The 14898-nt window shown below is 40.5% G+C and carries 18 protein-coding genes; 12 read left to right on the forward strand and 6 right to left on the reverse strand.

Annotation, left to right across the window (positions count from 1 at the left end; genetic code table 11):
- Positions 1-362: 362 nt before the first annotated feature.
- Complete coding sequence (locus JCM16456_RS18640; protein ID WP_068717331.1) at positions 363-1781, forward strand: hypothetical protein; 1419 nt, start codon at positions 363-365, stop codon at positions 1779-1781.
- A gap of 55 nt (positions 1782-1836) precedes the next feature.
- Here JCM16456_RS18640 and JCM16456_RS18645 read toward each other — a convergent pair whose 3' ends face one another.
- Positions 1837-2787, reverse strand: a complete 951-nt coding sequence (locus tag JCM16456_RS18645; RefSeq protein ID WP_068717334.1) for an IS110 family RNA-guided transposase — start codon at positions 2785-2787, stop codon at positions 1837-1839.
- 309 nt (positions 2788-3096) lie between these two features.
- Here JCM16456_RS18645 and JCM16456_RS18650 point away from each other — a divergent pair, with 309 nt between their 5' ends.
- Entirely contained in the window at positions 3097-3909 is an 813-nt protein-coding gene (locus JCM16456_RS18650) for a hypothetical protein (RefSeq protein WP_068717336.1), read from the forward strand.
- Between the two features lie 116 nt (positions 3910-4025).
- A complete protein-coding gene (locus JCM16456_RS18655) occupies positions 4026-4586 on the forward strand; it encodes a hypothetical protein (RefSeq protein ID WP_068717338.1) in 561 nt (186 codons plus the stop codon).
- Here the strand turns inward: JCM16456_RS18655 and JCM16456_RS18660 are convergent.
- Positions 4583-6117, reverse strand: a protein-coding gene (locus JCM16456_RS18660; RefSeq protein WP_408068385.1) for an IS3 family transposase whose coding sequence is annotated in 2 segments (ribosomal slippage) — positions 4583-5664 and positions 5664-6117 — 1536 coding nt in all. Because the reading frame shifts where the segments join, the coding sequence is not laid out codon by codon here. The two genes, JCM16456_RS18655 and JCM16456_RS18660, sit on opposite strands and share 4 nt — an antisense overlap.
- Positions 6118-6156: 39 nt before the next feature.
- On the opposite strand from JCM16456_RS18660, the gene JCM16456_RS18670 reads away from it, so the two are divergent.
- The 9 genes from JCM16456_RS18670 (at position 6157) to ltrA (JCM16456_RS18705) (ending at position 13528) form a co-directional block, all read left to right on the forward strand.
- Complete coding sequence (locus JCM16456_RS18670; protein ID WP_068717344.1) at positions 6157-6447, forward strand: hypothetical protein; 291 nt, start codon at positions 6157-6159, stop codon at positions 6445-6447.
- 631 nt (positions 6448-7078) lie between these two features.
- Entirely contained in the window at positions 7079-8398 is a 1320-nt protein-coding gene (gene ltrA / locus JCM16456_RS18675) for a group II intron reverse transcriptase/maturase (protein WP_068717346.1), read from the forward strand.
- A gap of 147 nt (positions 8399-8545) precedes the next feature.
- On the forward strand, positions 8546-8839 hold the full coding sequence (locus JCM16456_RS18680) for a hypothetical protein (RefSeq protein WP_068717348.1): 294 nt from the start codon (positions 8546-8548) through the stop codon (positions 8837-8839).
- Between the two features lies 1 nt (position 8840).
- Positions 8841-9095, forward strand: a complete 255-nt coding sequence (locus JCM16456_RS18685; RefSeq protein WP_068717350.1) for a hypothetical protein — start codon at positions 8841-8843, stop codon at positions 9093-9095.
- Position 9096: 1 nt separating this feature from the next.
- Positions 9097-9531, forward strand: coding sequence for a hypothetical protein (locus JCM16456_RS18690; RefSeq protein WP_068717351.1), 435 nt, complete (start codon positions 9097-9099; stop codon positions 9529-9531).
- A 144-nt stretch (positions 9532-9675) separates the two neighbouring features.
- Positions 9676-10518 carry a serine protease family protein gene (locus JCM16456_RS18695; RefSeq protein WP_068717353.1) on the forward strand — a complete coding sequence of 281 codons (843 nt, stop codon included), beginning with the start codon at positions 9676-9678 and terminating at the stop codon, positions 10516-10518.
- 601 nt (positions 10519-11119) lie between these two features.
- Positions 11120-11587 carry a hypothetical protein gene (locus tag JCM16456_RS18700; RefSeq protein ID WP_068717355.1) on the forward strand — a complete coding sequence of 156 codons (468 nt, stop codon included), beginning with the start codon at positions 11120-11122 and terminating at the stop codon, positions 11585-11587.
- On the forward strand, positions 11571-11738 hold the full coding sequence (locus tag JCM16456_RS23855; protein WP_156430600.1) for a hypothetical protein: 168 nt from the start codon (positions 11571-11573) through the stop codon (positions 11736-11738). Before JCM16456_RS18700 ends, JCM16456_RS23855 begins: the two co-directional genes overlap by 17 nt.
- A 470-nt stretch (positions 11739-12208) precedes the next feature.
- Positions 12209-13528 (forward strand): group II intron reverse transcriptase/maturase, encoded by a 1320-nt coding sequence (gene ltrA, locus JCM16456_RS18705; protein WP_068717357.1) that lies wholly within the window; start codon positions 12209-12211, stop codon positions 13526-13528.
- 86 nt (positions 13529-13614) lie between these two features.
- Here the strand turns inward: ltrA (JCM16456_RS18705) and JCM16456_RS18710 are convergent, their stop codons facing one another.
- The 4 genes from JCM16456_RS18710 to JCM16456_RS18725 all read right to left on the reverse strand — a co-directional run bounded on the left by JCM16456_RS18710 (position 13615) and on the right by JCM16456_RS18725 (position 14835).
- Positions 13615-13905, reverse strand: coding sequence for a type II toxin-antitoxin system RelE family toxin (locus JCM16456_RS18710; RefSeq protein WP_068717358.1), 291 nt, complete (start codon positions 13903-13905; stop codon positions 13615-13617).
- Positions 13895-14143: a type II toxin-antitoxin system Phd/YefM family antitoxin gene (locus tag JCM16456_RS18715; protein ID WP_068717359.1), complete on the reverse strand. Its 249-nt coding sequence runs from the start codon at positions 14141-14143 to the stop codon at positions 13895-13897. The genes JCM16456_RS18710 and JCM16456_RS18715 overlap by 11 nt, the downstream gene beginning before the upstream one ends.
- Before the next feature lie 153 nt (positions 14144-14296).
- Entirely contained in the window at positions 14297-14596 is a 300-nt protein-coding gene (locus JCM16456_RS18720) for a type II toxin-antitoxin system RelE/ParE family toxin (protein WP_068717361.1), read from the reverse strand.
- A complete protein-coding gene (locus JCM16456_RS18725; RefSeq protein WP_068717363.1) occupies positions 14593-14835 on the reverse strand; it encodes a type II toxin-antitoxin system ParD family antitoxin in 243 nt (80 codons plus the stop codon). Before JCM16456_RS18725 ends, JCM16456_RS18720 begins: the two co-directional genes overlap by 4 nt.
- Between the last annotated feature and the right edge of the window lie 63 nt (positions 14836-14898).

Here is a 14898-nt window from a genome sequence, read left to right on the forward strand (position 1 = left end):
AATAACACTTTAGAGTAGTCAGGATGTCGCACCTTTGGTATAACCCCATATGCAATCGGTATATGTAAAAGTGTGTGAATTTCTGTCAAGAAAGGGCGGTAGCGTGGAAAAAAACAAACTACTGTTTATTTATACAGTTTTAACAAAAAACCGCTTGTGGATAGATTAAAAAGACAATGTCGGTATTTTCTAAGGTTTGATCAGATGGTAATTGATTGTTTTACCGCGATTTTTGGTTTTGTATGGGACAAAATCTTAGTTCTATAAAGACAAGAAAATCCAGACGTTGTCTTTATAATATCTGTTATGTAACCTCAGTTCAGTGTTAATAATATAATTTGAGTAGATAGGAGAAATAAATAATGGCAAAAATTATGAATCCTTTGCTGTTTTCAAAACATTTCGGTATCGATGAAATAGAATTAGAAAAGGATGGGTTAATTGACCCATTTTTGAATGTAGATACTCAATTATTTATTGATCCTGTTCTTTTACAAAAATCTTCATCCGAAGAGATAAGTGTCGAAGCATATAAACAATTTTGTGACCATTTCACGAATTATATTCGCTTATTGTCTATCTCTGAACGTGAAGGTGATGTTGCATGGAAGGGCGCCAGAAAACTTTTGGATTTAAGGGAGCCAGCTCAAACGGGTTTAGGCTATGGTGGTAGTAGTCGAAGCGGTAGTTCTAGACCTGATGAAATACGTGAAGTCATGATGAGGACTGCAAAAGAAATTGTTGATTTAGGTGCAAAAGATCCTGAAATGGTTTCGCTAATGGGATTTTTTGAAGAAAATGTTGGTCCTGATACTATCAGTGATTTTACAACAAGAGTGATTATTGAAAGCTTAGCTATTGTAACGAGCAACTTTTGTGTAGCTCATAAAATTCCAGTAGAAAAATCTGATTTGGAGAGTGGTTGCGAGTTACCTGTTTATGATGGTTCATCAGTGTTATTGGTACCAAAAGATATTGTCCGTGATCTTCCAATAGCAAATGATTGGTCAGATATAGAAGTTGCCGCTCTTCAAAATCAAGAAATCCGTGAACGAGTTAGTCGATATTTAGGTGATATTGCGAGACCTACTGTTGCACAACGGAAAGCTGCTTTGCGAGATGCAGCGCTGGGTTCATCCTCTTCATTTAAACATTTTCTCGATTCGGTTAAAGAATATGCGGATAACTATGATCCGAATGAAGATGCCCTTGGTTATTACAAAATAAGAGAAATTCTTAGAAGTGATCTAACACAATATAAACAGCAAAATTTACCAGATATACATAAAGGACCTGAAGAGTTAAGAGAGCTTGTATTAACCACAATTAATCAATTTCAACAGCATGTAGAAAACGGTAACCTTTGGGAAGAATTATGGGTTGGAGATAAGCCAAAAAAAGAAAGAGCCGCTCAACTTATTTATTTCGCTATTGCTGATTGTTTTTGCTCCGCAAACAATATAGATATATCTCCTGAGGCAAATATGGGAGGCGGTCCTATCGACTTTAAATTTTCTGATGGTTACTCAGCTCGTGTATTAGTTGAAATGAAGCGTTCTAACGGTTCAGTTAAGCATGGGTATGAAAAACAATTAGAAATTTACAAAGAAGCATCACAAACAAACTTTGGCATTTTTGTCGTAATGGATTTCGGTGACTTAGGGCAGAAGCTTAAACAAATAAATGAAATTAGAGAAAAACGTTTAAAACGTGGTGAGCAGGCTTCGGATATCGTTGTGATTGATGCGACAAAGAAAGAATCTGCAAGTAAGAGAAAATAAACTCGAAGAAATGTAACGGTTACATAACAAGAGACTATGGTGTCAATAATTAAATTTAGGCCAATTTTGGATCCCATTTGGCACCATCTCTTAGCATCGAATTTAGGATAACAACCATCTTTCTTATGCACGCAATAATGGCAACTTTCTTTGGTTTCCCAACAGCCAGAAGGTGCTGATAAGTAGCTTTGATAACCGGATTTGATTGCAAGGCTGACATCATAGCCATGTATAAAACGGTTCGAACTTGTGAACGTCCACCCTGTATAAAACGTTTGCCTTTGTACAAACCACTTTCACGGTTCATTGGTGCTACACCGATTAAAGAAGCAGCTTGTTTATTATTAATAAAACCAAGTTCAGGGACGTTACTGATGATTGATGCAGCACAGATTTTTCCGATTCCGGGAACGCTTTGTAATAGGTCACTTTTCTCTTTATACGCAGGTACGTTTTCAATGAGTAGTGAGATGAGCGTTTCTATCTTTTCGATCTGTTCTTCGAAGATGTTAAGTATTGGAGTGATGGTTGATGCTAATGATTTTGGCATCTGCTGAATGCGATTTTTCTCCATGGTTTGCATTGACATGATTTGATGTCGTCTAGTGACTAACTCACTCATAAATCGCATGATTTCAGGTCTTAGCTTTGTCAATTTTGGCTGAACAGCCTCACCAAAATAGGCAATTAAATGGGCATCGAGTTTATCTGTTTTAGCCCTTCTACCGATGGCTCCAGCAAACCTTTTGATATGAACTGGATTCGCGATAACAAACGGTAAATTGGCTTTTGAACAGGCCAAAATAAATGGCATTTCTAGCCGTCCAGTTGCTTCAACAATAATACGATCTGGATGGTATTTTTTAATGGTCTGGACAGCTTCTTGAATGCCTTTTTCATCGTTTGAAACGGTAAAGAAGATGTCGAGAGGACGGATGTAAATATCAAGTTTTGTTTTGCCGGTATCAACACCGACATTAATGTTTTGATGTGAGTGTGTATTCATAATAAGCTAACTCTTGCTTGCATAATACGGGTTCGAGGCCCAGAAGACTATTCGAGTGTGGTGCTTGGAGATCTATGTAGCGTTCTTTCTTGTTATCGGTCTCTCAATTGAGGATCCATCGAAGCATCGAACTACTACATAGAGAGCTTTAGTTGCTGCTAAAGCCTGGGTCTCACTTTACCCTAATTGAATATTTATTATCCATACAAGGCGAAGTAATTGACAAAATACATGTCACAAATTTTGCTTCGCAAAATGTAGTGCCAAGTATTTTGCAACTGTTCTTAGCGTCAGTAATCAGGAGATATAATGGCAATTTGTATATATTGTGGTCAAAATAAAACTTTAACGCGAGAGCATATTATGCCCGCTTTTGTTTATACATATCAATATAGTATAAGTAATAGTAAATGTATTGGTTGGAGAGAAAAAGCACAAAAATTATTACAACAAGAAGCTAAAATCAGAGATGTTTGTGCTCACTGTAATAATGTAGTTCTGGGGGCGATTGATGCTCACGCTAAGTCTGCTCTAGAAAAATCAGGAGCATTTACTCCAAATTTTAATAAGAATGCGGTAGATTTCGAGTATGATTTTAATCAGTATGCACGTTGGTTGCTTAAAGTTGCATTCAATTCATCTCGGGCTAGTGGTAAACAATTAGGTGTTTTTGATCAATATAAAGATTTAATTCTTGATAAAAGTAGTGATTATTCTGGTTTTTTCATTACTGGTGGTTTACTAAAACCCTATAAATTAACACCCCAACAAATAAGTGATGTTGGTCAATCGTTATTTGCCGATTCTTCAGGTTATGTCAACCCATTTTTCTCCCGAATTTCTTGGGCTCAAAATCTACCAAATGATATTTCTGTGAAGCAAATAGTTATCGGTGCTTTTGTGTTTCACGTTGTTAGCTATGGACAAAATATTTCAAGAGTTAGGAAAAGAGAACTTCAAAAAGAATACCTTAAAATGTGTAAAGGTATGGCTATTCTCAATAAAGGTAGCTGTAGAACTAAGCTATCACAGATACCACTAACGTTTGTAGATTCCATGGGACCTCATATGCTGAGAGAAGAGGTTAAGCCGCACATGGACAAATTGCTAACAAACGAGTAAGCAGTGATTCGTAACGCTTGGCATTTCATTTTGTAGTGAATTTTGTGTTTACAGCGCAATGTGGCGACTTATGCGATGCTCGCACGTTAATTGGGCGTTAGGTGAAAGGAGTCATTATGCCGACTATTAATGGATTAGATGTAAGAACAACGCTTCTGGAAGTAGTAGAAGGTAAAAGCCCGAAAAATCCAGAATCCAATATTCAAGCACCAGCAATTCTAAGAGAAGCCAAAACTAGATTAAAGATCGGTAGAGACAATATTCAAGAGCGTATAGTGCTTACTGAATGGTATGAATTATTTCGGATTGGGCTTATGTCTTGGGGATTTAATTTTGATAATCCAAATCCTCCTTTTTGCCATGTAACATCACGAGGGCAACAGGCTCTAGAGCTTTTGACCCGAGATCCATTTAATCCTACAGGTTATATGACCCATATAGCATCATTAGGGAAACTGAATAACGTAGCTGCATCGTATTTAGAAGAAGGTGTTAATTGTTTCGCTAGTAACTTTCACAAATCGGCCTCTGTGATGGTTGGCGCTGCATCAGAAGCGATTATCTTAGAGTTAAGGGATAAAGTAATTGAAAAATTAAACGCAAAGGCTGTTCCTTTACCAAAAGGTATTGATGACGGTGTTTTTCAAGATAGTTGTCATCATTTGCTTATTTATTAAGCTGCTTCTTTTTCTGGATTTAAGTAAACCTCTCCAACGGGTTTACAGTTCCTAATATCTCGCGACCAGCGCTCTGGATGCCGCTGTTTTGCAGCAAGTAACACTTCAGCCCTGTGCGCTAAGATAGCTTTATCCTTCCCATTGTGTCTCTGCGAAGGTGTCACGTAATTTAATTGACTGTGTTTGTGCTCGGTGTTGTACCAACTCACGAACGTTTCAACCCAACTACGGCTCGACTTCAGATGCTCAAAGCCCTTTGTTGGCCATGTCGGTACGTATTTCACCGTTCTAAACAGGGACTCAATGTAGGGATTATCGTCACTGACCCTTGGGCGACTATACGATGATATAATCCCTAGCTCCTCCATTTTGGCTTTGAAGGTCAGTGACTTCATCGGTGCCCCATTGTCTGAGTGAAGAACGATAGGCTGATTAAAGCACTGCTCTCGTATCAGAGTTCTTTGTAATAGCTGTGACGCTAATTCACCACACTCTCGCTCGTACACGTCGTAACCAACGATTTTTCGACTGTAGATGTCTTCGATAACATACAAGTAATAATGCTGTCCTTTTACCTTTGACGGTAAATAGGTAATGTCCCATGTATACACTTGATTTGGACCTGTTGCTTTATAGCTTCTAGGCTTAGCATGCGGCTGCCTTCTTCGCTGACGACCTCGGTGATGCAGTTGGTCATGGGCGTTGAGAACTCGATAAAAACTCGACTCTGAAGCAATATATTCGCCCTTATCCAGCAAGCTCGGAACAATTTGAGTCGGCGGTAAGCTCGCGTACTCAGGGCGATTACAAACATCAATAATCGCTTCATGTTCTTGCTGCGATAATTGATTAGCGGGCCGTGGTCGAGCGCAGGTTTTCCTTTTGTCGGATTGAACCTCGCCTTGTTGATACCAACGACGATACGTCCGTAAATCAATAAGAGCTTCATGGCAGGCCGGGACTAAACGACTACCATTTTGCTGCGCTTCATGAATGAGCTCGATTAAGCATTGCCTTTCTTCGGTCGAGGTCAATCGTCCTCTGGCTCTTCCCCGTAAAAGGCTCTCAGCTTTTTTCGAAGAACCAACAAGGCAGCGGTTTCGGCTAAGGCTTTCTCTTTGATTCGTAGTTCTTTCTTTAGTGCTTTGATTTCATTTTTGTCGGCTTTAGCTTGTTTTTTAATGTCCGCTTCACGCTCTTTATTCGACATAAAACCGTGCATGCACTCGCAGCGCCAAGCTTCGACTTGTTCGGGGTAAAGCCCTTTTTCTCGACAATAGTTGCTAAGTTCATTTTCTGTCATCGAGTACGTTTCAGCAACGATAGCAAGCTTGGTTTGAGCAGACCACTGCTCTGATGATGTATGGCTATTAGGCACGGCGGCTCCTGATTCTCTGAGTTGTTGACGCCAATAATACAGGGTTGCCGTGCTAATGCCTTCCTCTTTTGCCAATTGGCTGACAGACATGGAATAAGGTGGCAGTAACTTTTTTAATATGGCTTCTTTTCTTTCAACAGAAATACGAGACAAAATACACTCTTTAACGCCCAAACTGGTTAAATTTTAACAGTGACAACTATCCTGCCAGAGGGGGATGATTGGAGAGTTAAGACTATAACAAATGCTTTGAGAAGCTTTTTTGAACAGAAAAAAAGAGCGTTTAAAAATAATCTAAAAGAAGAATACGAAGCTTATTGGCCTGCATTTACTCAACAAATAAGAGCTGTACGAAATAATGCTGGGCATCCAACAGATATTAGTCCAATAAGTGCGGATACTGTTCACGCATCATTTTTAATATTTCCTGAACTTTTTGTATTGGCTAATAAACTAGCAGATTGGTTAGATACAGAGTTCTAAAAATCACCTAACAAGACACACCAGCAGACACACTTTAGTTGGGCGCTTGTGGTTTAAAGTTATCAGTGTGCTGGAGTAATGGTGAGTGAGCTGCTGTGCTAGTCGTTAGTGCGTCAAGCGAAGCTTGATGCCTCTTACAGGGTGCAAGTCCCTGTCGGGTAAGGTTTAGCTAACCACCCGTATCGAGTGTTGCGCCTGTGGCGGAACTCGTTTTTTTTTCGAGCGAACAAGACAGGTGAAGCGTACACAGAGAATTATGTAGGCCATAGGGGCTATCGTGGCCCTGAAGTGCTGGTATCGCTTCGACAAAGTCCATCCGATTGACGAGGTTTGTAACGTGATCGAAGTCCAAGCAAAGCAACCGTAAATAGCAAGGTTGCGGAGAGTCGGCGGAGTTATCAAGCCGTGGCATGCATAAAGAGAGACATCAGGAACTTGAGAGAGCCAAAGTTGTTCCATAAGGAAAGTGGTAGTGAAGCTAAGCGAACCGCAAGGCCAACGAAGACACTTTGGCAGTCAGACCAGCTCATAGTAGTCCGAGACGGTAAAACCGATCACATGGCGAAGGGGCTGGCAGTTATATCCCGTGTTTAGCAGATACATAGGCCGGACATGTAGGGCTGGAATCACTATGACAACCGAACTAAACGCGATCACATTTAAAGCACAATCCTGTCCTAAGCACAGATTTCAGAACCTTTATGGATTAATGAGGGAAGATCTTCTGTACCGAAGCTGGGGACAGCTCAATAAGCATTCGAAACCGGGTATTGATGGTGTCATGCCGAATCAATACAAACAGCAGTTGGTTAAGAATGTGGCTCAGTTGGCCGAAGCCCTAAAGCAGAAGCGCTACCGAGCCAACGACATAAAACGTGTTTTCATCCCGAAAGCCAATGGCAAACAACGCCCACTCGGTCTACCGACCATAGAGGACAAGTTGGTGCAACAAAGCGTGAGCCAGATACTGCAAAGTATTTGGGAAGCGGATTTCTTGCGCAATAGCTATGGCTACCGCCCGAATAAAAGTGCGCACCAAGCCGCTCACAGCTTAACGCTCAACCTTCAAAACAGTGGTTATGGGTACATTGTGGAAGCGGATATTAAAGGCTTCTTCAATAATCTCGACCACGATTGGTTGATGAGAATGCTGAAAGAACGGATTGATGATAAAGCGATGTTAAGCCTTATCAATCAATGGCTGAAAGCGCGGATTAAAACGCCCGAAGGGATATTCGAGAAACCAGAAAGTGGCTCACCACAAGGTGGGATCATTAGCCCAATGCTAGCGAATATCTATCTTCATTACGCCTTAGATTTATGGTTTGAAAAGAAAGTAAAACCGAAGATGAAAGGGCGAGCGATGTTGATCCGTTACGCAGATGACTTTGTGTGTGCGTTTCAGTATGCCAACGATGCGGAGCGCTTTTATAAGGTGCTGCCGAAAAGACTGGCGAAATTCAATTTAGATGTTGCGCCAGAGAAAACTGCGCTGCTGCGTTTTAGTCGGTTTCACCCTGGTCGAAAACGGCAGTTTGCGTTCTTAGGCTTCGCCTTTTACTGGGCAAAGGATAAGAAAGGCAAAGCTCATCTCAGACGAGTCACGAGTGCGAAGAAGCAACAAGCGAGTCTGAAAGCGATGCTTATTTATATCAAGAAGAAACGATTCGAAAAGCTCAACTGTTGGGCATTCGAACTGAGACGCAAACTGAGGGGACATCACAATTACTTTGGTCTGCCCGATAACAGTCGAGCATGTGGTTACTTTTATCATCTGCTCGTACACAGCTTGTTTAAATGGCTGAATCGTCGAAGTGGAAGAAAGAGCTATAACTGGAGTAATTTCAAGAAGATGTTAACGTATTATGGATTAGAGCGACCACGAGTGAGTAAGCGATTTATTCATGTAGACTGGTATCAGGAACGTGTGTTTACACGAGTGAATGTATAACTGAAGAGCCGGATGCGGTAATTCCGCACGTCCGGATCTGTGCGGGGTCGTCTCAGTAATGGGGCGCTCTACCGCGATTGCTAAATCTCTGATAGGGCGCTCGTCCTGTATATGTTAGAATAGACCTTATTTTTAGAGGGAATTAACATGGCTAATTTGAAAAAAATTGTTGTTGTAACTGACGGAGTTGAAGAAGAGTTAACTCTTTCAGAAATTGGTTACCGTGTACAAGAAGATCAAGTAACTAGGTTACTTAAGCGTTTTGAAAATTTTTCAACTGTCGAAATGACTGACTTAAGGGGGCGTCCATTGAAACTTCCACTTAAAAGAGGTCAAGATGGTGGTATTGACGTGATTTTTCGAATTACGTCTTCTAGTCATCGTGGTCAAGCGAGTGTTTATGGCAAGGTTAAAAAAATCTTAGTTACAAACGATTACTAAAATGAGAAAAATAGCTCTTGAATTCAAATATCGTGAAACTCGTCTTTCTAGACCAGATGTGGATACGATAGTCGGCAATGCTATTAGAAATAGCATTGTAAAAGTTGACGACCCATCATCTGGATGCGTCATTATAAAATGCCATAGTGTTGCTTCAACAGCGTATAAAGCCGCAGAAGAGTGGGGTCAAAAAGGAATAGAAGTCATTATTGACCCGTGTCTAACATTTTATGACGCTCAGTATAAAGGGAAATGAAATGTCTTGTGTTTATCTCACTAAAACAAAAAAAAATGATCTAGTCTTCCTGTATTCCCCTGAACATGAAAGATATGATATCAAAAGCACTATCAACAACGATTTGATTCTTAGCCTCTCTAGTTCATTATTCAGTAGTAGAAAGCTTAAAGAGTTTGAAAATGAAAGAGATACAATTGACATAGTATCTCTCCGAGTTGATTCAGAAAACTATGATATTTTCCTGAAAAAATTAATGTCTTCGATAAAAGAAAGAATAGATAGCACTAATACTGAAACATGGCTTGACCTTGAAAATGAGGATGCAATTGATGAATCAGAATCATTGCGAGAGTTGTTATCAATAAGTTCATTCCTAAGACGTTATTATGGTTTTTCAAAAGACAAAAAGTACAAAGATTATACTTTCTATATTATCCCTCCAGCGAACATTTAGCATAACAAACAATTGAAGAGTGATTCACCACGCTTGGCATTTTGGGTTTGGGTCTAGTTCAGTGTTTACGACGCTCAATTTAGGTTTAGTGATAGCGTGGTTCACACCTTAATTGGGCGTTAGATTTTAGTTGGATATATTGAAATGAATGAAGATGTTCAAGTCTTGGCTGAGGCTAGAAAAGAAGAAATACTCAAAGAAATCTGCCAAGCGATAGAAAAAGTTAAGGGCTACAATTTTCCTATTTTAATTGTAAATAGTCGTTGTGAACCGGAATTGATTGGTTCGTGCATATTTTTAATTATTGATGACCGGAAGTTTCTAGCTACAGCTGGGCATGTAGTAAATGAGTTCGATAATTCTTCAATACTTGTTGGGTATAATTCTGAACTTGTTGGTTTTAGCGGTGATGTTATGAAAACCGAAGGAACAAGTACAGATAAAGTAGATATAGCGATACTGGAACTAATTGGAGATGAATTTGAAAAAATTAAAAATGATGATTGTGTACCATTCGAAATGATAGCACCGAGCAACACAACCGCAGAGAAAAAAATATATTCTTTTATTGGCTATCCTGCAACCAAGTCTAAAATTGATCGTAACAAGTTTAATACTGTTAAATCGAAAATGTACACGTACTTTAATACAACATGTGAAAAAAAAGTGTATGAAGATATGTCATTAAACCCTAATACTCATATATTGGTTAATTTCAATGCTAAAAATTGCAAAAATGAATCTGGAGAGTTAGTTACATTTCCTAGACCTAATGGTTTAAGTGGTGGTGGTGTGTGGTTGCATAAAAATCTAACAGCGATCGGAGAGGAAACAACTCAATATCTATCCGGACTAGCTATTGAATATCATGCTGATAGAAAATGTTTGGTAGGTATAAGTATTGAAGCTGTTATCGAAGTTTTGAAGCAAGAGTTCAATGTTAGTTCCTTAAGTGGTCAAAATACATATTTCAACATCGATGATTAAATCTAACAAGCGCTTGCAGGCTGACACCAAACCTTCCGCGTTTTTGTGTAACTCGCTACGCTCAAACATTAACACAAAAGCGCTCTAGTTTTGGTGCAGCTGAAGCGGGCGTTAAAAAGCTGCAAAAGGGCAAAGCTAATTTAATAGGTTTGGTTCTGTAATCGCTGCGATATTTGAGTCAGTTTTTGGCAGCCGTTCTGTTGTTGGTTTCTGCTTTCTTTGGTGAAAGCCGTTTGCATTCAGCGCAGGGCTAATATCGCCATTCAACATGATTGCTAACTCAGCATCATCAAGTGGCAATTAGCTGTTCGTTACTTCAGTGGGCGGCTGGTTCATCAACCTCTGATCGGTTTGGTGGTGTTGCCGGTTCGTAGTTGGAAACATATCGGGTTGCAGCGCTTGTTGAAGCTGCTGAGAATGTCGAAGCTTTTGTGGTCGCTTCTTCGTTAAGTGGTTACAAAAGATATCTTTTTTTAACCAGGCGCAGCAGCAGACACATTTTACTTGGGCGCTTGCGGTTTAAAGTAATCAATTTGTTGGTATAGCTGCGCGTGTGCTGCTGTGCTAATCGTTATGCTGCCACACAATCAGGTGATCACAATTGATTCTAGAAGTACACAATACGATAAAGATTGATAACGATAAATTTCCAACAATAGAGGAGTATTATGGCTTTTCTGTTGATGAATCGATTAAATCAATTATTCGTAATTTTAATGGTCGAGTTGTAAATCAAAACGGAAAATCTCCGTTGTTGTCATATAAACTTGATGATGGTAGTGAGATAAATGATGTTATTGAAGCCGTTTTTGATGAAAATGAAATAATTGAGCAACTTGAATACATAAGTTATTTGGAACAGTTTAAAGAACATTTTGAACTCGATGATTCTTACGTTGAATACAATACATTATTGCCACTAATGGAATTAGGTAGTGGGGTTTTATATATATCGATAAGTGGTGACAATAAGGGAGTTTTATATGCTGTTGATAATGGTGATTTTGGTATAACTAAGTTGCCAATTTTACTTAATCAAATAAGCTTTCGAGTTGTCAAAACAGCATAACAAAGCAAATCAATGGACGCTTAACGCTTCGGCGTTTGTTGTTTTAGGTTTTAAATGTGCTGCAGCATTTGTGAAAGCGCCACTGTTTGCGGCGTTAGTGCGTCAAGCGAAGCTTGATGCCTCTTACAGGGTGCAAGTCCCTGTCGGGTAAGGTTTAGCTAACCACCCGTATCGAGTGTTGCGCCTGTGGCGGAACTCGTTTTTTTTTTCGAGCGAACAAGACAGGTGAAGCGTACACAGAGAATTATGTAGGCCATAGGGGCTATCGTGGCCCTGAAGTGCTGGTATCGCTTCGACAAAGTCCATCCGATTGACGAGGTTTGTAACGTGATCGAAGTCCAAGCAAAGCAACCGTAAATAGCAAGGTTGCGGAGAGTCGGCGGAGTTATCAAGCCGTGGCATGCATAAAGAGAGACATCAGGAACTTGAGAGAGCCAAAGTCGTTCCATAAGGAAAGTGGTAGTGAAGCTAAGCGAACCGCAAGGCCAACGAAGACACTTTGGCAGTCAGACCAGCTCATAGTAGTCCGAGACGGTAAAGCCGATCACATGGCGAAGGGGCTGGCAGTTATATCCCGTGTTTAGCAGATACATAGGCCGGACATGTAGGGCTGGAATCACTATGACAACCGAACTAAACGCGATCACATTTAAAGCACAATCCTGTCCTAAGCACAGATTTCAGAACCTTTATGGATTAATGAGGGAAGATCTTCTGTACCGAAGCTGGGGACAGCTCAATAAGCATTCGAAACCGGGTATTGATGGTGTCATGCCGAATCAATACAAACAGCAGTTGGTTAAGAATGTGGCTCAGTTGGCCGAAGCCCTAAAGCAGAAGCGCTACCGAGCCAACGACATAAAACGTGTTTTCATCCCGAAAGCCAATGGCAAACAACGCCCACTCGGTCTACCGACCATAGAGGACAAGTTGGTGCAACAAAGCGTGAGCCAGATACTGCAAAGTATTTGGGAAGCGGATTTCTTGCGCAATAGCTATGGTTACCGCCCGAATAAAAGTGCGCATCAAGCCGTTCACAGCTTAACGCTCAACCTTCAAAACAGTGGTTATGGGTACATTGTGGAAGCGGATATTAAAGGCTTCTTCAATAATCTCGACCACGATTGGTTGATGAGAATGCTGAAAGAACGGATTGATGATAAAGCGATGCTAAGCCTTATCAATCAATGGCTGAAAGCGCGGATTAAAACGCCCGAAGGGATATTCGAGAAACCAGAAAGTGGCTCACCACAAGGTGGGATCATTAGCCCAGTGCTAGCGAATATCTATCTTCACTACGCCTTAGATTTATGGTTTGAAAAGAAAGTAAAACCGAAGATGAAAGGGCGAGCGATGTTGATCCGTTACGCAGATGACTTTGTGTGTGCGTTTCAGTATGCCAACGATGCGGAGCGCTTTTATAAGGTGCTGCCGAAAAGACTGGCGAAATTCAATTTAGATGTTGCGCCAGAGAAAACTGCGCTGCTGCGTTTTAGTCGGTTTCACCCTGGTCGAAAACGGCAGTTTGCGTTCTTAGGCTTCGCCTTTTACTGGGCAAAGGATAAGAAAGGCAAAGCTCATCTCAGACGAGTCACGAGTGCGAAGAAGCAACAAGCGAGTCTGAAAGCGATGCTTATTTATATCAAGAAGAAGCGATTCGAAAAGCTCAACTGTTGGGCATTCGAACTGAGACGCAAACTGAGGGGACATCACAATTACTTTGGTCTGCCCGATAACAGTCGAGCATGTGGTTACTTTTATCATCTGCTCGTACACAGCTTGTTTAAATGGCTGAATCGTCGAAGTGGAAGAAAGAGCTATAACTGGAGTAATTTCAAGAAGATGTTAACGTATTATGGATTAGAGCGACCACGAGTGAGTAAGCGATTTATTCATGTAGACTGGTATCAGGAACGTGTGTTTACACGAGTGAATGTATAACTGAAGAGCCGGATGCGGTAATTCCGCACGTCCGGATCTGTGCGGGGTCGTCTCAGTAATGGGGCGCTCTACCGCGATTACCGCGGTCAATCATCCAAGCGTTTCATTGCTTTATGATAAACATCGCTTCGTTCACGTTTTCCAACTGCTAAAACGGTGACTACGATGATGTCATCTTCGACTTTGTAAACTAAACGGTAACCTGATTGGCGGAGTTTAATTTTATACATATTGTCAGCTCCAGATAGTTTTGAATCTGGTACATGAGGGTTAGTTAACCTTTCCGCCAGCTTTTTCTTAAAATGCTCCTGTAAGGTAGAACTGAGTTTCTTCCATTCTTTAAGGGCAGATTTTTTAAAATTTAGCTTATAAATCATCAAGGTTTACCGAGATGCTTTCTTCATATTCGCGTTCTTTTGCAATGGATAGTAGTTCTAGATCTTCTAGTTTATCCATCATCATTTCGTAAGCTTCAGCAGGAACGCAATAAAAAGCAGGTTCATTGCGGTTAAGAATAGCGACAGGTTGACCATAAGCACTGGTAGCAACTTTCATTGGATTAGCTTTTAATTCTGTAATGCTTGCAGCAACATCAGCTAAGATTCTAGTGGTCATTTCAAAGGTCCTTTAAATGGTCTTTAATGTGGTCATTTTAGCTTAGGTGAAACGGCATAAAAAGGCGAATCAGCAGATACTGTTTAGCTGGGCGGGCGCGGTCTAGAGTCAAATATTCGCTGGTACAATGGCTAGGTGCTGCTGTGCTATGCGTTATCCGCCAAAGATCGGATGAACATCCATGCTTTTGTGCAATATCCTGATAATTTGAATGTTTTGACTGCCAATTTGTTGATAAAAAATAACGTGACTTCCTTGAGGAAATTTCCGGTATCCTTTTCTGATATCGTCACATGCTTTACCAATATCGGGATTTTCAGCAAGTAGCCAAAAAGATTCGTCAAATTGTTTAAGATAAACGTTACGCTGTTCTCTGCCCCAGCGTCGAGAAGTAAAGAGGGCTATGTCTTTTAAATCGGACTTCGCCTTATTGGTGAGTTGGAATGGTTTCATTTTCTTTCTTCGTTATCGAGTTCATTGATAAACGAATCAAGGTCATAGTCGGCCATGCCACTTTCTTCGCCTTCAACCAGAAGTTGGCGTAGTGTATTCATTTTTGTTTCTTGGGTTTCAAGCAAGCGCAAAGCAGAACGAATTACTTCACTTGCAGAACCGTAGCGCCCACTTTTGATTTGGTTCGCAATGAAACCATCGAAGTGTTCGCCTAAAGTAATACTAGTATTTTTAGCCATCACAGCCTCCTTAGTACCAAATAATACCTAATTATGGTATCAAAAGAACTTCGGCGCAAGTGG

It is taken from the genome of Vibrio tritonius (genome assembly GCF_001547935.1).
Lineage (GTDB): Bacteria > Pseudomonadota > Gammaproteobacteria > Enterobacterales > Vibrionaceae > Vibrio > Vibrio tritonius.